Below are 17,875 nucleotides of genomic sequence, written 5' to 3' on the forward strand. Positions count from 1 at the left end.
CAATGGTTACGAAGACATGGCGTATGGGATAGCGGAGGGAGGCTCGCGGACGTATGTGATCAGGTCCGGGAGGCCTTGGGGATCACGAAAGTGACGATCCCGTACGACCTTCCCACCCGCCCCGCGCGTCCTTCCGCCGACAGAGGGACGCGCGGGACCGACGGTCCCTCAGCGGGCCTGGCGGCGCAAGATGCAGAACGCGCCGGCGGTGGCCGCGACGGAGAGTGCGAGCACCATCGCGGTGGCGCTGAGATGCACGGCCCAGAAGCCGTGCAGCGGGCCGTGCAGCGGCTTCCACGCCTCGCGCAGGTACAGCCTGGTCAGGAGGGTCACGGCGGCGGCCGCGCCGAGCAGTGCCGGGCGGCGCAGCGGGCTCAGCGAGCGGTTGGCGGACGCGGGGGCGGGGGCGGGGGCGGGCCCGGGCGCGGCGGACAGGGCGGTCATCCGGCGGTCGTCTTTCCGGTCAGGCGGCGCAGCGCCAGGAAGCAGCCCAGGGTCAGCAGGGCCGTCACGGCGAGGAGCAGGGCCGTGGTGGTCAGCTGGAGCGGCCAGTAGTGCGAGGCGGGGTGGTAGTCGCCGTAGGGGACCTCGGCGTGCTTGCCCGTCCGTACCGTCCAGGAGCTGTTGGGGAGGGCGAAGAAGGCCTTTCCGGTGCTGGTCCGGGTCGGCCACAGGCGGGGCAGGAGCAGCTGGGTGGCGGTCCAGACCGCACCGGTCAGGAGCAGACCGAGGCCCAGGGCGGGGAGGGTACGGCGGGACAGCAGGCCCGTCAGCGCGCCGGCCGCCAGACCGCACAGGGCCAGGGCGGGGAGGGTGGGGCCGTTGGTGTGGAAGGTCCAGACGTCGTACCACTGCTTGGCGGTGTCGATGCGGTCGTTGGCCGTGGCCCAGGCCAGGTGGTGCAGCCAGACCAGCAGCGCGGTGCCGGCGGCGACGGCCGCGGCCGGTACCGCGAGCCGGACGGCCAGCCAGCGCACGGGGGTGCTGGACTGGGTCCAGGCGAGCTTGGCGGTGCCGGACTCCAGCTCCTTGCCGAACGCGCCACCGGCCCAGGCGGCCGTCAGGAAGGGCACCGCGGCCACGGCCAGGGTGGCGTAGCTGTACCAGTCCTTGTAGCGCAGGATCGCGTTCTGGTCGTACGTGCACCTCCGCCAGTCCGTGCAGCTGTCGTACTGGCGCCAGGCGTCGGCCGCCGCGTCGGCCAGCGGGCCGCGCAGGAGGAGGAGCAGGACGGCGGCGGCGAGCACCAGGCCCGCCCAGACGTACAGCGTGGGGCGGTGCAGGCGCAGCAGCCAGCGGGTGAGGTGGGCCCGGGGGGCCGGCGCGGGTGCGGTCAGGGTGGTCATACGGTGGCCTCCACCGCGGTCAGGGCCGGGGCCTCGGGGTTGCGCAGATGGGCGAGGACCAGCTCCTCCAGGGTGGGGGCGCCGGTGTGCCAGCCGGCGGGCAGCGGGCCCGCCGGGCGGACCAGGGCGCTGAGCTGCCGGCCGGTGGTCCGGGAGTCCACGACGGTGTGCGGCGCGAGGTCGGTGCCGGCTTCGGCGGCGACCCGGGTGTGGGCGGCCAGCAGGTCGTCGATCTCGCCGGCCAGCCGGACCCGGCCGCCGCCGATCAGCAGCAGGTGGTCGCAGGAGTCCTCCAGTTCGGCGACCACGTGCGAGGACATCGCGATGGTGGTGCCGTGCTGGGCGGCCTGCACCATCAGCACGCCCATCAGCTCGTGCCGGGCGAGCGGGTCGAGGTCGGCCATCGGCTCGTCGAGGAGCAGCAGTTCGGGCTGCTTGCCGAGGGCGAGGGCGAGTGCGACCCGGGTGCGCTGGCCGCCGGAGAGGGTGCGGATCCGGGACTTCGGGTCCAGGTCGCCGGCGGCCACGATGCGTTCGGCGGCGGCCGCGTCCCAGCGCCCGGGGTTGAGGTCGGCGCCCATCCGGAGCGTCTCGGCGACCGTGAGCTGCGGGTACAGCGGCTTGTCCTGGGCGACGTAGCCGACCCGGGGGCGGGCCTTTGCCGGGGTGGTGCCGAGGACGGTCAGCTCGCCCTCGGTGGCGCCCAGCAGACCGGCGGCGAGGGCGAGGAGCGTGGACTTGCCCGCCCCGTTGGGGCCGACGACGGCACAGACCCGCCCGGCGGGCAGCCGGAAGGCGCAGTCGCGCAGCGCCCAGCCCCCGCGCCGGCCGAACCGCTTGCCGAGCGCGGACGCCGCTATCGCGGTGTCGGTCATGAACTCTCTCCTTGCAGGTGCTTCTCGTGCACGGCGAAGTGCTTTTCGAGTACGGCGGTGAAGAGTGCGGCCACGTCGTCCCGGTCCAGGCCGGCCGCGCGGGCCCGGGCGGCCCAGTCGTCCAGCTCCCCGTGCAGGGGGGACTCGGCGGCCGGGGCGGTGCCCAGCGAGCGCTTCACGAAGGTGCCGAGGCCGCGCCGGGCCTCCACCAGGCCCTCGCGCTCCAGCTCCCGGTAGGCCTTCAGGACGGTGTTGGGGTTGATGGCGGTGGCCTCGACCACCTCGCGGGCGGTGGGCAGTCTGTCTCCCGGCCGGAGGTGCCCCAGGCGCAGGGCCTGTTTGGTCTGCTGGACGATCTGGACGTAGGTGGCGACGCCGGAGCGCCGGTCGATGCGGTACTCGACCACCCGTACAACCACCCTTTCACTAATTGAGTAGTGAAAGGGTGGTGCAAGATTGTTCGGAAAGTCAAGGCCGGTTCCGTGAACCGGTCGGCCGGGCTCGTGCGATGAGGAGACGTGAGCGGAACGAGAAGCGACGGGGAGCTGCTGCGGGCGATCGCGGCGGATGCGGACCGGCGCGCCTTCGAAGAGCTGTACCGGCGGTACGCGCCGTGGCTGACCGCGCGGCTGCGCGGCCGGTGCGCGGATCCGTCGGTCGTCGACGACGTCGTGCAGGAGACGTTCCTCGCGGTGTGGCGGGGGACCGCCCGATACCGCGAGACCACCGAGGACGGTGTGAACGCCGACGCCGCCGGGTGGCTGTGGCGGATCGGGTCGCGGCGGCTGGTCGACGCGCTGCGCGGCGACGGGGCCCGCGGCCGGCTGCGGCAGGCGCTGGCCCGGCTGCGGCACCGGGACGAGGCCTCGGCGGAGGAACGCGTGCTCGCGGGGGTGGAGCACGGGGACCTCGCCGGGGCCCTGGTCCGGCTCTCGCCCGAACTGCGGGCGGTGCTCCAGGCGACGGTGATCGACGGACTGACCACCCGCGAGGCGGCGGTCCTGCTCGGCATCCCGCCGGGGACGGTCAAGACCCGCGCGATGCGGGCGCGCAAGCAGCTGCGGGAGGAGTTGGCATGACCTGGCATGTGTCCGAAGAGGATCTGCGGGCGTACGCGCGCGGCGAGCTGGCGCCGCCGCTGCTGTGGTCGGCCGACACCCACGTCGGCTCCTGCGCCGACTGCCGTGCGGTGCTCGCGTCGGTGTCCGACCCGGTCGCGCTGGACGCGGGCTGGGAGCGGCTCGACGCCGAACTGGACGCGCCCCGGCCCGGGTTGGGTGAACGGCTCCTGGCCCGCGTCGGCGTCGCCGAGCCCACCGCACGGCTGCTCACCGCGACCCCGGTGCTGCGCCGCTCCTGGCTGGCCTCGGTGGCGTTCGTGCTGGCCGCGACGGTCCTGGTGGTCCACGCGGTGGACGCCCCGGCCCTGTTCCTGGCCCTCGCCCCGCTGCTCCCGCTCGCCGCGGTGGCCCTGTCGTACGGACCGGTCCTCGACCCGACGTACGAGATCGCCGCGGTCGCCCCGACGCACGGCTTCCGGCTGCTGATGATCCGCACGGTGGCCGCGCTGACCGCCTCCCTCGGCCTCAACTGCCTGGCCGCGCTGGCCCTGCCCGGGTACGGCCTGCTCGCCTTCGGCTGGCTGCTGCCCGCCCTCGCGCTCACCGCGGCGGGCCTCGCCCTCTCCGTCCGGCTGGGCCCGCTGCTCGGGCCCGGACTGGTCGGCGGGGCGTGGACGGCCCTGATGGCGGTGGCGGCGATGCACCCGGCGCACACGCCGGTCGCCTTCACCACGGCCGGGCAGTCGGTGGCCGCCGCTCTTGCCGCGCTGGCGACGGTCCTGCTGCACCAGGTGCGGGACCGCTTCGACGCCAAGCCCTACTGACCGACCGACCGACTGATCGCTGGAGTCCCACGTGAACACCACTGTCTCCGCCGCCGGCCTCACCGTGCGCTACGGCGGCACCCCGGCGCTCGACGGCGTCACCCTGTCGCTGACGGACGGCGTCACGGGCCTGCTCGGGCCCAACGGCGCCGGAAAGACGACCCTGTTGAAGGTCCTGGCCACCGCCGTACCGCCGGACGCCGGCGCCTTCACGGTGCACGGCGAGGACCCGGCCACGCCGGCCGGCCGGCTCGCGGTCCGCCGCACGCTCGGCTACCTCCCGCAGACCCCCGGCTTCCACCCGGACTTCACGGCCTTCGAGTTCGTCGACTACGTCGCCATCCTCAAGGAGCTCACCGACCGGGGCGGCCGCCATCGCGAGGTACGGCGCGTCCTTGACCAGGTCGGCCTGGCCGACGTGCGCGGCAGGCGGATCAAGCGGCTCTCCGGCGGAATGCGGCAGCGGGTCGCGCTGGCCGCCGCGCTCGTCGGCGGCCCCCGGTTCCTCGTCCTGGACGAGCCGACGGTCGGACTCGACCCCGAACAGCGCATGCGGTTCCGGGAGTTGATCGCGGAGGCGGGCGAGGACCGCACGGTACTGCTGTCCACCCACCAGACCGAGGACGTGGCGATGCTCTGCAACCGGGTGATCGTGCTCGCCGAGGGCCGGGTCCGGTACGACGGCACGCCGGCCGGGCTGACCGCCCGCGCGGCCGGACGCGTGTGGAGCAGCACCGAACGCGCCCCGGGCGCCCGGGCCGGCTGGCGCACCGGCACCGGCACCTTCCGCAACGTCGGCGACCCGCCCACCGGCGCCGACCTGCTCGAACCGACCCTGGAGGACGGCTATCTGCTGGTCCTCGACACGGAGGACGCGAAGCACGCGGACGGCACGGACGGCACCGAGGTGGCGGCGGCATGACGACGACACTCGTGACGAAGCCGGAGCCCACCGTGCCCGCGGACCACGACCAGGACCGCGACACCGCGTCCGCGTCCGTCGTCGCCCTGGCCGTCTTCGAGGCCCGCCAGCTGCTCCTCCAGATCCCGCTGCTGGTCTTCGGCCTGCTGTACCTCGCCTACGTCGGGTACGGCCTGTTCGGCCGGGGCGAGGGCATGGACGCGTATCCGGTCCTGCACGACGTGGACCGCACCACCCAGGGCGGCCCGGAACTGTTCGCCGTCGCCCTGCTGGTGTGCGTGCACCGGGCGGCGCTGCTCAACCGGCGGCGGGGCCTGGAGGAGCAGTTCGGGGTGCTGGCGATGACGCCCGCACGCCGTACGCTCGCCCACGCCCTGTCCGCCGTGCCCTTCGCCGTCGGCGTGGCCGTGCTGGTCGACCTCCAGTTCGCCTGGGCGGCGCTGCGGCCGGGTGCGGTCGGCCACGGTTCGCTCTTCGAACTGGCGGTGGCCCCGCTGACCGTCCTGCTCGCCGGCGCGCTCGGCGTGCTGCTGGCCCGGGTCCTGCCCCACCCGGCGGCCCCGCTGGTCTTCCTGCTCGCGATCGGGCTCGTCACCAGCATGCTGCCCGGCGGCTCGGGCCGGCACGCCGTGGACTGGCTGTGGCCGGTGGTGCTGGAGAACGGCGGCACCTCGGTCCCCGGCGAACTGCTGGGCCGCCCGGCGGCCTGGCACGCGCTGTACCTCACGGGGCTCACGGTGCTGCTGGTGTGCGTGGCGATGTGGGCGGCCGGCGGCCGGGCGCGGGTCCTGAAGGCGGCGGCCGCCGTGGCCCTGGTTGCCGCGGTGGCCGGCGTGGCCGGTCAGGCGCCGGGGGACTCCGCCGGTCTGCAGGCCGCGCGGAAGGCGGAGGCGGACCACCCGGCGAAGTTCCAGACCTGCGTCGAGCGGGCCGGCTCCCGGTACTGCGCGTACCCGGACTGGAAGGGCTGGACGGTCGACTGGGCCGGAGTGGTGCACCGGGTGCAGGCCGAGGCGGGCGGCGACGCGGCCACGACCCGGCTCACCGTCCGCCAGCGCATCCAGGAGATCACCGACCTGACGACGGACGCCACCCTCCCGACGAGTTCCACCCCCGGCACGGTCACCGTCGGCACCCAGTGGGGCGGCAACCGGGTCCCCGAGTTCGCGGTCGGGGTCGCCCGGGTCCTGGTCGCGGGCAGCGAACACGCCTCCCTGGACATGTGCGACGCCCGCGTGGTGACGACGATGTGGCTGGCCCTGGCCACCGACCCCACCCCCACGGACACCTTCCGCCACCTCCGTATCGACGACAGCCTCAGCGGCTCGGCCGCGGTCCTCACCTCGGACGGCGGCAGCATGTCCGTCTCGGCCCAGCAGACCGAGGTCGTACGGGAGCTGTTCCGGGAGCCGCACGACACGGTGGCGGCCCGGGTGAAGTCCCACTGGCAGGAGCTGGTCTCACCGCACACGACGACGGCCGAGGCGGCCCGCCTGCTCGGCGTGAAGACCCCGAAGGGCCCGGACGACTGCCCGGCGGGCTGACGCGGGCATGATGGAGGCGACAAGCGACAAGCGCCGGGGCGGACGAGGAGACGGGCGTGGACAATCCCTTCCGGGACGGAGGGCCGGCCGAAAGGGCGATGCCCTGGCTCTCGGCCGCCGTCGTCCTCGTCCTCGCCGCGGCCACCCTGGCGGGCGGCGCCGGACCCCTCGTCAAGGCACTCGCCGCGGCGGTCGCCGCCGCCGTCGTAGGCAGATCCGCCTATCTGATCAACCGCAGGCGCCCGCCGAACCAGTGAGGGTCCCTCAGGTCTCCGTCCGGTACATCAGGTCCGTCTCGTGGGTCGTGAAGCCCAGGCGTTCGTAGACCGCAACCGCCGCCGTGTTGTCGGCGTCGACGTACAGCATCGCCGTCGGCAGGCCGCGGTCGGCCAGGTGGCGCAGGCCGATGGTGGTGAGGGACTTGCCGAGGCCGCCGCCCTGGGCGGTGGGGGAGACGCCGAGGACGTAGACCTCGCCGAGGCGTTCCGCGTCGTGGACCTTCGTCCAGTGGAAGCCGAGGAGTTCGCCGCCGCGCTCGGCGAGGAAGAAGCCGGCCGGGTCGAACCAGGGCTGGGCCTTGCGGTCGTCCAGGTCGCGCTGGGTGAGCGAGCCCTGTTCCGGGTGGTGGGCGAAGGCCGCGGCGTTGACGGACAGCCAGGCCGCGTCGTCCCGGCCGGGCACGAAGGTGCGGACGGTGACGCCCTCGGGCAGCTTCGGGTCCGGCAGGTCCAGGTCGGTCAACGGGCGGCGCATCTGGCGCAGTTCGCGGAAGAGGGTGAGGCCGAGGACCTGGGCGAGGTGGCGGGCCGCGGAGTGGCCGCCGTGCGCCCACACCCGCAGCCGCTTGCCGGACGCGGCCAGCAGGGCGGCGCCCAGCGCGCGGCCGTGACCGTGGCCGCGGTGGTCGGGGTGCACGACCAGTTCCGCGGCCGGCGCCTCCACCGGGTCGGTGTCCTCCAGCTGGGCGTAACCCACGAGTTCGCCGCCGACGGAGAGGAGCAGATGCGAGACGCCCTCCCGGGCGCCGCCGGTCAGCTGGAGCCGGCCCTGCTCGGACACCGGCTGCTGGCCGTCGGCCCGCGCGGCCGCCGCCAGCAGTTCCCGTACGGCCTCGGCCTGATCCGGGGTGAGCGCGGAGAAGGTGTCGATGGAACGGGAGTACATGGGCGGCCGTGCGGTGTCGTCGCTGGTCATGCGTACGAGGGTACGGGGCCTGATCGGCAAAGTGGGGACACCGCGAAAAGGTAAAGGGCAGGGCAATCGGAAACCAAGATGTAACCATGAACACCCTGTTGTGCTACGCGCGTTGACCCTAGGCTGCGCCGGACCGGGCCACTTCTCAGCAGACCCACAGGGGGCTCCATGCAAGCGCAGTCCAGACCCTCCAGACGGCGCACCTACGCGCTGCTCGCGTCGGCCGCCGGGCTCGCCACCGCCGCGGCCCTGGCGAGCGCGCTGCCCGCCGACGCGCACTCCGGCAAGGGACACGGGCACCAGCACCCCGGCCGCTACCAGGACGTCCAGCTGCTCTCCTTCAACGACCTGCACGGCAACCTGGAGCCGCCGTCCGGCTCCTCGGGACGGGTCACCGAGACCCAGGCCGACGGGACGACGAAGACGATCGACGCCGGTGGCGTGGAGTACCTGGCCACCCACCTGCGCGAGGCCCGCAAGGGGCACCCCTACTCCGTCACCGCCGCCGGCGGCGACATGGTCGGCGCCTCCCCGCTCATCTCCGGCCTCTTCCACGACGAGCCGACCATCGAGGCGCTCAACAAGCTCGACCTGGACGTGACGACGGTCGGCAACCACGAGTTCGACGAGGGCGCGAAGGAACTGGCCCGCCTTCAGAACGGCGGCTGCCACCCCACCGGCGGCTGCTACACCGGCAAGAAGTTCAAGGGTGCCGACTTCCCCTACCTGGCGGCCAACGTCCTCGACGAGAAGACGGACAAGCCGATCCTCAAGCCCTACTGGGTCTGGCAGAAGAAGGACGTCAGGATCGGGTTCATCGGCGTCACCCTGGAGGGCACGCCCGGCATCGTCTCCGCCGACGGCGTCAAGGGCCTGGCCTTCAAGGACGAGGTCGAGACCATCAACAAGTACGCCAAGGTGCTCCAGCGCCAGGGCGTCCAGTCGATCGTGGCCCTGGTCCACGAGGGCGGCTTCCCCTCTTCGTCCAGCTACAACTACGACTGCGACTCGCCGGGCGCCGGCAGCGGCATCTCCGGTCCCCTCGTGGACATCGCGAAGAACGTGACCCCGGCCGTGGACGCGCTCGTCACCGGGCACACCCACACCGCGTACGTGTGCACGATCGACGACCCGGCCGGCAACCCCCGCATGGTCACGTCCGCCGCCTCCTTCGGCCGCCTGTACACCGACACCACGCTGACCTACGACCGCCGTACCGGCGACATCGCGCGTACGGCCGTACAGTCCGCGAACCACGTGGTCACCCGGGACGTCGCCAAGGCGCCCGACATGACCGAGCTGATCGGCAGGTGGAACACCCTCGCCGCCCCGATCGGCAACCGCGCCATCGGCTACATCTCGGCCGACGTGAACAACACCGGCACCGAGTCCCCGATGGGCGACCTGATCGCCGACGCCCAGTTCGCGTACGGCAGGGAGCTGGACCCGGGGACCGACCTCGCGCTGATGAACCCGGGCGGGGTGCGGGCCGGGCTGACGTACGCGGCCAAGGGGAGCGAGGGCGACGGCGTCGTGACGTACGCCGAGGGCTTCACCGTGCAGCCGTTCGCCAACACCGTGAACCTCCAGGACTTCACCGGCGCGCAGCTGATCCAGGTGCTCAAGGAGCAGGTGAGCGGTGTGAACGCGGCCGCCCCGAAGATCCTCCAGCCGTCCGCCAACCTCACCTACACCCTCGACCTGACGAAGACCGGCGCGGACCGGGTCGTCACCGATTCCGTGAAGCTGAACGGCACGGCCGTCGACCCGGCCGCCACCTACCGCGTCGCCACCAACTCCTTCCTCGCGGGCGGCGGCGACGGCTTCACCACCCTCGGCCAGGGCACCGGCGACCTCGTCGGCACCGACGACCTCGCCGCCCTCGCCCAGTACCTGACGGCCAACTCCTCGGCCGCGAGCCCGCTCGCGCCGCCGGCCGCCAACCGGATCACGATCGTGCAGTAGCAGCCGTCTCCGCGCGGCCCGAGGGCCTGGTACGCACACCCGTGCGTACCGGGCCCTTTCTGCTGCACCTGCTGGATCCGCTGGATAAAACCTATGTGAGGTGGTGTCCGGTTCCCGGTTGCTCCTGAAAATTCGTCTCAGCCGCAATTCATCGAGGTCTAAGTGAAAATGGCTTTCTTCGGGTCTCGGATCACGTAATGTTTTCCATGTCGAAAGCGAACGGCGCGGACGACAGAACGAAGGAGAAGATCATGAGCTTCCACAAGATCGTCCCGGTGAAGAAGGCCGAGAAGCCCGCTCCGAAGCCGGCTCCGAAGAAGAAGGACTGCAAGAAGTCCCAGCCCAAGCGCCCCGTCGGCAACCGCTAAGTCACCAGCCCTGAGGAGGGAATTTCCATGAGCTTCCACAAGATCGTCCCCGTTAAGAAGCACCACAAGCCCGCTCCGGCCCCGAAGAAGCCCGCGCCGAAGAAGCCGGCTCCGAAGCGCCGCCCGGTCGGCGACGAGCGCTGACAAAGAATTTACAGACGTAATTCAAATAAATTCACAGGTGGCTGCAGCAAGGCAGTAGAGAAACTGTTGCAGAACCAAGACAGAAGCCACGGCAGAAGCCGCGACCGAGAGGAACAGCATCATGAGCTTCCACAAGATCGTCCCCGTCAAGAAGCACCGCAAGCCGGCCCCGGCCCCGAAGAAGCCCGCGCCGAAGAAGCCGGAGCCGAAGCGCCCCGTCGGCGACCAGCACTGACGAACGCCGTGAGGCGGGGTCACCGGTTACGCGTGGTCGCACCGGTGGCCCCGCCTCGGCCATGTCCGCCCCCCCCGAGACCCCCCGAGCCCCCCCGACACCCCTGAAGGGAGTTGCCGACCATGAGAGAAGCCCGTACGGCCTTCCGTCGCTTCTGGCCGCTGACCCGCGGCGACCGCAAGTGGCTGTGGATGATCATCGCGTGTGTCGTGGTGTCCGCGCTCGCCGAGACCGCCGCGATCCTGCTCTTCGCCGACCTCACCGACAACGCCCTGCAGGCCGGTTCGCTCTCCGCCTTCTGGGGCCCGGCCGGCGCCTGGCTGCTGGTCGCCGCGGTGGGCGCGTTCGTCGGCTACCTCGGCAACTCGCTGGCCACCTGGACCGCCGAGAGATTCGTGCTGCGCTTGCGCGCCAAGGTCTTCCGGCACGTCCAGGACCTGCCCCCGCACTTCTTCCAGCAGCACCGCCAGGGCGACCTGGTGGAACGCCTCACCGGTGACGTCGAGGCCATCGAGCAGATGGTCGTCTCCGGGGTCGTCGGCACCGTCGCCGCCGCCTTCTCCGCCGTCTTCTACGCGGCGGCCGCCTTCTGGCTGCGCTGGGACCTGGCGCTGGCCACCTTCGTCCTCGCCCCCCTGTTCCTGTTCGCCGCCCGCCGCTTCTCCGGCCGGATCAGGACGGCCTCCCAGGACGAGCGGGTCGCCGACGGCGCGATCACCTCCGTGGTCGAGGAGTCCCTCGGCAACGTCGTCCTCACCCAGGCGTACAACCGCCGCCGGGACGAGGAGAAGCGCCTGGACGTCGAGGCCCGCGCCTGGATGCGGGCGAGCGTGCGCGGGGCCCGGCTCAGCGAGATGTACGCGCAGTTCGTCGAGGTTGTCGAGACCCTCTGCGTGCTCGCCGTGATCGGCCTGGGCGTCTGGGAGATCTCCGCCGACCGCATGACCCTCGGCCAGCTCCTCGCCTTCGCCGCCTTCCTCGGCTACCTCTACCCGCCGATCCGCAACCTCGGCCAGCTCGGCCTCACCCTCACCGCGGCCACCGCGGGCGCCGAGCGCATCGGCGAGATCCTGGACGCCGAACCCGCCGTCGCCGACCCCGCCGCACCGGTCGGCCCCTGGCCCGTCCGCGGCTGGGTCAGCTTCCACAACGTCTCCTTCCGCTACCCGGAGTCCCGCCGCGCCTCGCTCCGCGACGTCGACTTCGCGGCGGGCCCCGGCGAACTGGTCCTGGTCACGGGCAAGAGCGGCGCCGGCAAGTCCACCCTCTCCAAGCTCCTCACCCGCTTCTACGACCCCTCGGCCGGCGTGATCTGCCTGGACGGCGTCCCGCTCGCCGACGTACCCCTGGAGTTCCTCCGCGAGAACGTCGCCCTGCTCCCGCAGCAGACGCTGATCCTCAACGGCACGGTCCGCGAGAACATCGAGTGCGGCCGCCCCGGCGCGAGTGGCGAGGAGATCGAGCGGGCGGCCAGGGACGCCGCCGCCCACGACTTCATCGCCGCCCTCCCCGAGGGCTACGACACCCACATCGCCCCGGGCACGGCCGCCCTCTCCGGAGGCCAGCTCCAGCGGATCGCCATCGCCCGTGCGATGCTCCGCGCCGCCCCGGTCCTCGTCCTCGACGAGCCGACGGCGGGCCTGGACGCGATCGCCGCCCGGCAGGTGGTGGCCCCGCTGCGCAGGCTCATGGCCGGCCGCACGACCATCATGATCACGCACGACCTCACCCTGGCCCCCGACGCCGACCGCATCCTCGTCGTCGACCACGGCCGCCTGGTAGAGGCCGGCACCCACGCCGAACTGCTCGCCCGCGGCGGCGCCTACGCCGCCCTGGCCCACCCGCTCCCGGAGGCCATCGCGGCGGAACCGGCGCCGGTCCCGGACGAGACGATGATCCTCAGGTGGTAGGGCTACGTCGGTAGCTCAGGAGGCAGGAGCCGTCCGCAGGGTGTACCCCATCCCGCGCACGGTGTGGATGAGCCGCGGTTCGCCGCGGCTCTCCAGTTTCCGCCGCAGGTACATGATGTAGACGTCCAGCGTGTTGGAGGCGGGCGCGAACTCGAAGCCCCACACGTCCCGCAGGATCCGTTCCCGGCTGAGCACCCGCCCCGGATACCGCAGCAGGAACTCCAGCAGCGCGTACTCGGTCTTGGTCAGGTCGAGGGCCCGGTCCCCGCGGTGCACGGTCCGGGTCCGCAGGTCCATCGTGACGTCGTCGTACCCGAGGAACCGGTCCCCGCCCGCCTCCGCCCCCGCCGGCTGCGCCTCCCGCCGCGGACTGCGCCGCAGCAACGCCCGTACCCGGGCGAGGAGTTCCTCGGCGGCGAACGGCTTGGCCAGATACCCGTCCGCGCCGTTGTCGAGGGCGACGATGCGGTCGCCGACCGCGTTCCGCCCGGTGATCATGAGGATGGGCACGGTGGACCCGGAGGCCCGGATCCGCCGCGTGGCCGCCAGACCGTCGAGGCCCGGCATCTCCACGTCCATCAGCACCAGGTCGGGCTCGCTCTCCGGGGCCCCGAGGAGATCCAGGGCCACTCTGCCGTCGCCGGCGAGGAGCGTCTCGTACCCCTCGAACCTGAGCAGCCGGCTGATCCCGTCCCGCACGGCCGCGTCGTCGTCGGCCAGCAAAATCTTCCTCGCCATCTGACTCGCCATCTGACAAAAGTGTGACGAGGGGCTGTGACGGGCCTGGGTGCGGGATGTGGATGGGCTACGGCTGCCGGGCAGGCGGTCACACCGGGTTCACGGCCAACACGACCGCGATGATCAGTGCCGTCAGCGCCAAGGCCGCCACCACGGTCCACGTCTTGCCCCGCGCGATCCGCCGTACGATCCGCTCCTCGACGTCCGGACGGCGCTCCCAGGCGAGGCCGCGGTACGCGGCGGCGGCCGCACAGAGGCCGGCGACCTCGGCGTACGGGTCGTCCAGCTGCCAGTTGTTGAGCTGCGGGAGCGTGAACCGACGGCCCTCGAAGTCGTACAGGTAGGTGATCCACTCCGGATACGTCGTCCCGGCGTTCCTGCCCGGGGCGCGTTCGACCCGGATGTCGTACACCTCCTGCCAGGACCAGGTCCGTCCGCGCAGGGCCCACTGCGCGGTGATGCCGTGGGCCGTCACCCGGGTGTGTGCCCGGTGCAGGTTCAGGGGGACCATGACCAGGACCGCCACCAGCATCAGCCCGAACGCCAGTGAGCCCCATCTGCGCAGCCCGCTGTCGCCCGTGTACACCTGCAGGAGCGCCACCCCGACGGTCACGCCCGCCGCCACGAAGTACCGCCCCGGGAGCCTGCGCCGTCTCCGGTACACGCGCTCCACGCCTGCTGCCTCCCCCATCGAGGCCCCCCTCCTCGGACGTGCGCACCGATCAGGTGCACGACAGATGAGAGTCTAAGACCGCTCGCTGTGACGTCAGTTGGGCCCCTGCGCCACTCCGGAGCGGGGCGGCCGGGTGCTCCAGAACCACTGGAGGACGGCGCTCAGGACGACGCCCGAGGCCAGTGGCACGACCAGCATGAGAACGAACGGATGGTCCGGACGCCCCACGACGACCCGCCAGATGTCGACCATGAACGCGAGGAAGAACACGACGACCCCGCCGCACGCCCCCCACGTCCACGCCCTGCGCCGCACGGCCCCCTGCCGGATCCGTTCCTCGACGTCCGGGCGGCGCTCCCAGGTGAGGCTGCGGTGCGGGGCGGCGGCCAGGCACAGCTCGGCGACCTCGGCGTAGGGGTCGTCCAGCTGCCAGTCGTTGAGATGCCACAGCAGGAAGCGGCGGCCCTCGAAGTCGTACAGGTAGGTGAGCCACTGGGGAGTCGTCCGCCCGGAACCGCGCGGCGCCTGCTCGACCCGGATGTCGTACACCTCGGACCAGGCCCAGGTCCGCGAACGCAGCGGCCCCTGCGCGGTGATCCCGGCGGTCGTGACCCTGGTGTACGCCCGGAACTGCTCCAGCGCGATCCGTGCGACCGCCAGGACCAGCAGCCCCACGATGACCGGCGGCTCCCACCGGAACCTGCTCGCGTCGGGGCCGGTGGAGAGCCGGCCGGCCTGGATGAGCGCGTTCAGCAGTATCAGCCCCAGCAGGAGGAACTGCCCCAGGGGCGGGTTGCGCCGCCTCCGGTACTCCCGCTCGACTCCACCCTCGTCCACGTCTCGTGCCCCTCCCCAGGCGCACCGAACGAGTGCGCGACTGGGGAGAGGATAAGGCGGCCCTCTGTGGCGTCAGGACGTGAGGGCGGCCGGCCGCCGAGCCGGTTGCCGCATTGCCTGGCACTGGCAGGGGCAGGCGCGCGCCGCCGCCCGTATCCATACTCAGGTCCATGAAGAGCAAGTCGCAGTTGGGACGGTTCCTGCGGACGCGTCGGGCGCAACTGCAGCCGTCGGACGTCGGGTTGCCGGAGTTCGACGAGCGGCGGCGGGTGCCGGGCCTGCGCCGGGACGAGCTCGCCCGGCTGGCGGGGGTGAGCGAGTCGTATTACACGCGGCTGGAACAGGGGCTGTCACGGGGCGCGTCGGCGGAGGTACTGGATGCGCTCGCCAGGGCACTTCGCCTGGACGAGACCGAACACCGTCACCTGTACGACCTCACTGGTTCCGGGCGCGGAGGCGGCGGAGACCGAACCCGCAAGCCGCCGGCACCCGAGCGCATCACCGAGACGACCCGGCAGCTGATCGACGCCTTCGGGGACACTCCGGTCGTCGTGCTCGGCCGCCGCAGCGACGTACTGGCCTGGAACCGCACCGGGCATGCGCTCTTCGCCGGGCACCTCGATCCGGGAAGTCCGCAGGACCCGGCCCGGCGTCCGAACACCGCACGGCTGGTCTTCCGGGACGCCCATACCCGCGAGCTGTACGAGGACTGGCCGAAGAAGGCCCGAGACGCGGTGGGCAGACTGCGGCTGGCCGTCGGCCGGTACCCCGACGATCCGCTGCTGGCCGCGTTGATCGGTGAACTGGTGATGCACAGCGCGGAGTTCACCGACCTGTGGTCCGAACACCCGGTCCGCGCCTGGGACACCGCGGCCTACCGGATGCGGCATCCGCTCGTCGGGCCGATGGACGTCACCCAGCAGGCCGTACCGGTCCCGAACGGGCAGGGACAACGACTGGTCGCGGTCACCGCCGTGGCGGGTTCCGCCGCGCAGGCCGCGCTGACCCTGCTCGCCCAGGCCACTGCCCCGGGCGGGCGCACTCTTCCGGCGGCCGACAACCCGTCCGCCGTTTCCGAACACCTGTGAATGGAGACACCTTGTCCACGCTGTACACCACCGAAGCGCTCTCGACCGGCGACGGCCGCAACGGAGAGGTCCGCACCTCTGACGGGGTGCTCGACGAACTCCTCGCGGTCCCGAAGGAGATGGGCGGCCCCGGCGGCGACAGGACCAACCCCGAGCAGCTCTTCGCCGCCGGCTACGCCGCCTGCTTCCACAACGGGCTGCGCGTGACAGCAGGGCAGCAGAAGGTGAAGCTGAGCGAGTCGACCGTCAGGTCCACGGTGAGCCTGATCGCCCTGGACAACGGGGGCTTCTCGCTGGAGGTCGCACTGGCGGCGCACCTGCCCGGCCTGGAACAGGCCACCGCCGACCAGCTCGTGGAGACCACCCACCAGGTGTGCCCGTACTCCAACGCCACCCGAGGAAACATCTCGGTCACCCTCGAAGCGACGGTCTGAGCGCAGGTGGCCAGGCCGGGGAAAGGTTGCCAGGGGGACTGATCAGGAAGGGGGCGCCGGGGTCGGTTCGGACTCCGGGTCGGGCCTGCGGTTCTGGCGGCTGAGCTGAACGGCGTGCAGCAGGGTGCCGACGGCGGCGAGACCGCTGAGCAGGGTGCCGATGGAGGCGACCACGTCATTGCCGCCGCCTCCGTCCCCGCCGCCGGGACTCACGGAGATCACGGTCTGCGTGACGACGGGGAGGGGGCCGGCCGGAGCGGTCGGCTCGTCGGTCGGCTCCTCCGACGGTTCGCCCGGGGCCGAGGCCGTGACGCTCTGCTGCGGCTGGGTGGTGTACCAGCTGGTCGACGGCGCCGAGCCGCCCTGCTCCCCACCGGACCCGGAGTCCGACGCCGCCGCGACGAGAAGCACCACGGCGAGGACCAGAAACGCGAACCCGGCCCCGGCCCACAGCCCGATCTTCCGACGCGAGTTCTTCACCAGAATCTCCCCCATGCCCCAAGGGTGGGCGGCCGGGTGAGCACGGGCAAGGAGGGATCAAGGCGGATCGGGGGGAGGGGTGGCCGCCACGAACGGGTGAAGCGGGTGAAAGTTGACTCGGTCGGTTTTATGGGGTGGCTATGGTGGAGCCATGACTGACACGACCACGATCCAGGTCTCCCGGCAGGCCCGAGATCACCTCGCGCAGATCGCCAAGGAAAGGGGGCTGACTCTGGGACAGCTCGTAGACGAACTTGCAGCCCAGCAGCCCACGGCTGAGCAGATCGCCGAGCGACTCGCCGCCGACCGCCAGGTTGTGCGGGACGTGATCGGGCTCGATATCAGCGATGACGAGTTCGATCAGGCTCCTGATGTGCTGGGCAACATCCGTCGGATCGCCGCGGAAAAGGCGCGCGTGGCAAGGGGGGCCACAGCAGCGTGATCATCCTCGACACCAGCGCGACCCGCGCATTGGCGGCCGGCCACAAGACGCTGAACCTCCTGGCTGCGAACATGGCGCGCACCCCTGGCGATCTCCTGCGTATTCCTGCGGTCTGCCTTATGCAGGCTGAGTCGGAGGACGAGGGCGTCGCACGCCGCGTCCTCGCGTTCTCGTCCGTCGTGGTCGACGAGCTGAACACGGTCGCAGCAGTCACCGTCGGCACCCTGATCCGAGACGGATACGGCGGGGCTGACACCTGTCACGCGCTGTATGCGGCGCTGCCGCGTCCCGACTTCAACGGGATGTCGATCCTCCTGACGGACCGCGAAGATCGCTACCCGCCGGGAGTGGTGGCCGTCGATATCGACTCCCCGGGAATGCTCGGCTTCTACTGAGCCCCGGACGCGATCTCATCCGTCGCGCTCCATCAGGCGCCCGCCCCGGCTGACCGCGATGCGGATCACGTCCTCCAGGGACTCGGTCGCCCTGGTCAGCGCGGATCGTACGGCGTACTCGCCCGCCCTGTCGTCCGCCAGTACGGCCCTGGCCCCGCCGAGAACGTCCTTGCCCGAGGCGAGTTGAGCCACCTCGACGCTGTCCGCGAGGAGGGAGAGACTGCTCCGGTCGTCGTCGGTGCTGAGGTAGCAGGGGCGGCCGTCGAGGTTGGTCCAGGGGAGGAGGCGCATGCCGGGGTCCTTTGGAGTGGGGTGATCACTGTTCGTGTCCCGATCGTCACAGCTGGCCCATACGCTGCGGAAGGGGGTCGGCGTTGACGGCGGCTCCCGGCAACGGGGA

21 protein-coding genes are annotated in these 17,875 nt (G+C 72.0%); 11 read left to right on the forward strand and 10 right to left on the reverse strand.

All coding sequences use genetic code 11. The features are described 5' to 3' along the window. Positions 1-168: 168 nt before the first annotated feature. Genes SSP29_RS17900 through SSP29_RS55765 form a run of 4 tightly spaced genes read right to left on the reverse strand, consistent with a single transcriptional unit; the run spans position 169 to position 2,628 of the window. Positions 169-444: a hypothetical protein gene (locus SSP29_RS17900; RefSeq protein WP_089101710.1), complete on the reverse strand. Its 276-nt coding sequence runs from the start codon at positions 442-444 to the stop codon at positions 169-171. Next, entirely contained in the window at positions 441-1,346 is a 906-nt protein-coding gene (locus tag SSP29_RS17905; protein WP_089101711.1) for an ABC-2 membrane transporter-related protein, read from the reverse strand. The genes SSP29_RS17900 and SSP29_RS17905 overlap by 4 nt, the downstream gene beginning before the upstream one ends. Beyond that, positions 1,343-2,221 (reverse strand): ABC transporter ATP-binding protein, encoded by an 879-nt coding sequence (locus tag SSP29_RS17910; RefSeq protein WP_089101712.1) that lies wholly within the window; start codon positions 2,219-2,221, stop codon positions 1,343-1,345. Before SSP29_RS17910 ends, SSP29_RS17905 begins: the two co-directional genes overlap by 4 nt. Beyond that, positions 2,218-2,628 carry a GntR family transcriptional regulator gene (locus tag SSP29_RS55765; RefSeq protein ID WP_089101713.1) on the reverse strand — a complete coding sequence of 137 codons (411 nt, stop codon included), beginning with the start codon at positions 2,626-2,628 and terminating at the stop codon, positions 2,218-2,220. Before SSP29_RS55765 ends, SSP29_RS17910 begins: the two co-directional genes overlap by 4 nt. A gap of 111 nt (positions 2,629-2,739) precedes the next feature. Here SSP29_RS55765 and SSP29_RS17920 point away from each other — a divergent pair, with 111 nt between their 5' ends. The 5 genes from SSP29_RS17920 to SSP29_RS17940 are packed head-to-tail and all read left to right on the forward strand — an operon-like array spanning position 2,740 to position 6,829. Continuing rightward, a complete protein-coding gene (locus SSP29_RS17920) occupies positions 2,740-3,300 on the forward strand; it encodes an RNA polymerase sigma factor (RefSeq protein ID WP_089101714.1) in 561 nt (186 codons plus the stop codon). Continuing rightward, positions 3,297-4,106, forward strand: coding sequence for a cupin domain-containing protein (locus tag SSP29_RS17925; RefSeq protein WP_089101715.1), 810 nt, complete (start codon positions 3,297-3,299; stop codon positions 4,104-4,106). Before SSP29_RS17920 ends, SSP29_RS17925 begins: the two co-directional genes overlap by 4 nt. 31 nt (positions 4,107-4,137) lie before the next feature. Continuing rightward, entirely contained in the window at positions 4,138-5,028 is an 891-nt protein-coding gene (locus tag SSP29_RS17930) for an ABC transporter ATP-binding protein (RefSeq protein ID WP_089101716.1), read from the forward strand. Then, entirely contained in the window at positions 5,025-6,572 is a 1,548-nt protein-coding gene (locus SSP29_RS17935; protein ID WP_089101717.1) for an ABC transporter permease, read from the forward strand. Before SSP29_RS17930 ends, SSP29_RS17935 begins: the two co-directional genes overlap by 4 nt. Positions 6,573-6,628: 56 nt before the next feature. Continuing rightward, positions 6,629-6,829 carry a hypothetical protein gene (locus SSP29_RS17940; RefSeq protein WP_089101718.1) on the forward strand — a complete coding sequence of 67 codons (201 nt, stop codon included), beginning with the start codon at positions 6,629-6,631 and terminating at the stop codon, positions 6,827-6,829. Between the two features lie 7 nt (positions 6,830-6,836). On the opposite strand, the gene mshD is transcribed toward SSP29_RS17940, so the two are convergent. Beyond that, positions 6,837-7,766 carry a mycothiol synthase gene (mshD, locus tag SSP29_RS17945; protein ID WP_089101719.1) on the reverse strand — a complete coding sequence of 310 codons (930 nt, stop codon included), beginning with the start codon at positions 7,764-7,766 and terminating at the stop codon, positions 6,837-6,839. Between the two features lie 168 nt (positions 7,767-7,934). Here mshD and SSP29_RS17950 point away from each other — a divergent pair, with 168 nt between their 5' ends. Continuing rightward, positions 7,935-9,731, forward strand: coding sequence for a bifunctional metallophosphatase/5'-nucleotidase (locus SSP29_RS17950; RefSeq protein ID WP_089101720.1), 1,797 nt, complete (start codon positions 7,935-7,937; stop codon positions 9,729-9,731). Between the two features lie 869 nt (positions 9,732-10,600). Next, a complete protein-coding gene (locus SSP29_RS17955) occupies positions 10,601-12,388 on the forward strand; it encodes an ABC transporter ATP-binding protein (RefSeq protein WP_089101721.1) in 1,788 nt (595 codons plus the stop codon). Between the two features lie 15 nt (positions 12,389-12,403). Here SSP29_RS17955 and SSP29_RS17960 read toward each other — a convergent pair whose 3' ends face one another. From SSP29_RS17960 to SSP29_RS17970, 3 genes are all read right to left on the reverse strand, one after another. Next, positions 12,404-13,126, reverse strand: a complete 723-nt coding sequence (locus SSP29_RS17960) for a response regulator transcription factor (protein WP_089101722.1) — start codon at positions 13,124-13,126, stop codon at positions 12,404-12,406. A gap of 88 nt (positions 13,127-13,214) precedes the next feature. Beyond that, entirely contained in the window at positions 13,215-13,817 is a 603-nt protein-coding gene (locus tag SSP29_RS17965; protein WP_145968912.1) for a PH domain-containing protein, read from the reverse strand. A 75-nt stretch (positions 13,818-13,892) separates the two neighbouring features. Next, positions 13,893-14,636 (reverse strand): PH domain-containing protein, encoded by a 744-nt coding sequence (locus SSP29_RS17970; RefSeq protein WP_089101724.1) that lies wholly within the window; start codon positions 14,634-14,636, stop codon positions 13,893-13,895. Between the two features lie 170 nt (positions 14,637-14,806). On the opposite strand from SSP29_RS17970, the gene SSP29_RS17975 reads away from it, so the two are divergent. Together SSP29_RS17975 and SSP29_RS55770 are read left to right on the forward strand one after the other, a co-directional pair. Continuing rightward, on the forward strand, positions 14,807-15,724 hold the full coding sequence (locus tag SSP29_RS17975) for a helix-turn-helix transcriptional regulator (protein ID WP_089101725.1): 918 nt from the start codon (positions 14,807-14,809) through the stop codon (positions 15,722-15,724). Positions 15,725-15,735: 11 nt separating this feature from the next. Beyond that, a complete protein-coding gene (locus SSP29_RS55770; RefSeq protein WP_089101726.1) occupies positions 15,736-16,158 on the forward strand; it encodes an organic hydroperoxide resistance protein in 423 nt (140 codons plus the stop codon). 42 nt (positions 16,159-16,200) lie between these two features. Here SSP29_RS55770 and SSP29_RS17985 read toward each other — a convergent pair whose 3' ends face one another. Then, a complete protein-coding gene (locus SSP29_RS17985) occupies positions 16,201-16,653 on the reverse strand; it encodes a hypothetical protein (RefSeq protein WP_145968913.1) in 453 nt (150 codons plus the stop codon). Positions 16,654-16,789: 136 nt separating this feature from the next. Here SSP29_RS17985 and SSP29_RS17990 point away from each other — a divergent pair, with 136 nt between their 5' ends. Further along, positions 16,790-17,080: a hypothetical protein gene (locus SSP29_RS17990; protein WP_089101728.1), complete on the forward strand. Its 291-nt coding sequence runs from the start codon at positions 16,790-16,792 to the stop codon at positions 17,078-17,080. Further along, positions 17,077-17,475 (forward strand): PIN domain-containing protein, encoded by a 399-nt coding sequence (locus tag SSP29_RS17995; RefSeq protein WP_089101729.1) that lies wholly within the window; start codon positions 17,077-17,079, stop codon positions 17,473-17,475. Before SSP29_RS17990 ends, SSP29_RS17995 begins: the two co-directional genes overlap by 4 nt. A gap of 15 nt (positions 17,476-17,490) precedes the next feature. On the opposite strand, the gene SSP29_RS18000 is transcribed toward SSP29_RS17995, so the two are convergent. Beyond that, on the reverse strand, positions 17,491-17,766 hold the full coding sequence (locus SSP29_RS18000; protein ID WP_089101730.1) for a hypothetical protein: 276 nt from the start codon (positions 17,764-17,766) through the stop codon (positions 17,491-17,493). Positions 17,767-17,875: the final 109 nt, after the last annotated feature.

This window comes from Streptomyces hyaluromycini (assembly GCF_002217755.1).
Lineage (GTDB): Bacteria > Actinomycetota > Actinomycetes > Streptomycetales > Streptomycetaceae > Streptomyces > Streptomyces hyaluromycini.

Bases quoted from the DNA above. Each gene is read 5' to 3' on its own strand.
- SSP29_RS17900 (WP_089101710.1), bottom strand. From the start codon at position 444: ATGACCGCCCTGTCCGCCGCGCCCGGGCCCGCCCCCGCCCCCGCCCCC.
- SSP29_RS17905 (WP_089101711.1), bottom strand. From the start codon at position 1,346: ATGACCACCCTGACCGCACCCGCGCCGGCCCCCCGGGCCCACCTCACC.
- SSP29_RS17910 (WP_089101712.1), bottom strand. From the start codon at position 2,221: ATGACCGACACCGCGATAGCGGCGTCCGCGCTCGGCAAGCGGTTCGGC.
- SSP29_RS17925 (WP_089101715.1), top strand. From the start codon at position 3,297: ATGACCTGGCATGTGTCCGAAGAGGATCTGCGGGCGTACGCGCGCGGC.
- SSP29_RS17935 (WP_089101717.1), top strand. From the start codon at position 5,025: ATGACGACGACACTCGTGACGAAGCCGGAGCCCACCGTGCCCGCGGAC.
- mshD (WP_089101719.1), bottom strand. From the start codon at position 7,766: ATGACCAGCGACGACACCGCACGGCCGCCCATGTACTCCCGTTCCATC.
- SSP29_RS17950 (WP_089101720.1), top strand. From the start codon at position 7,935: ATGCAAGCGCAGTCCAGACCCTCCAGACGGCGCACCTACGCGCTGCTC.
- SSP29_RS17955 (WP_089101721.1), top strand. From the start codon at position 10,601: ATGAGAGAAGCCCGTACGGCCTTCCGTCGCTTCTGGCCGCTGACCCGC.
- SSP29_RS17960 (WP_089101722.1), bottom strand. From the start codon at position 13,126: ATGGCGAGGAAGATTTTGCTGGCCGACGACGACGCGGCCGTGCGGGAC.
- SSP29_RS17965 (WP_145968912.1), bottom strand. From the start codon at position 13,817: ATGGGGGAGGCAGCAGGCGTGGAGCGCGTGTACCGGAGACGGCGCAGG.
- SSP29_RS17975 (WP_089101725.1), top strand. From the start codon at position 14,807: ATGAAGAGCAAGTCGCAGTTGGGACGGTTCCTGCGGACGCGTCGGGCG.
- SSP29_RS17985 (WP_145968913.1), bottom strand. From the start codon at position 16,653: ATGGGGGAGATTCTGGTGAAGAACTCGCGTCGGAAGATCGGGCTGTGG.
- SSP29_RS17990 (WP_089101728.1), top strand. From the start codon at position 16,790: ATGACTGACACGACCACGATCCAGGTCTCCCGGCAGGCCCGAGATCAC.
- SSP29_RS18000 (WP_089101730.1), bottom strand. From the start codon at position 17,766: ATGCGCCTCCTCCCCTGGACCAACCTCGACGGCCGCCCCTGCTACCTC.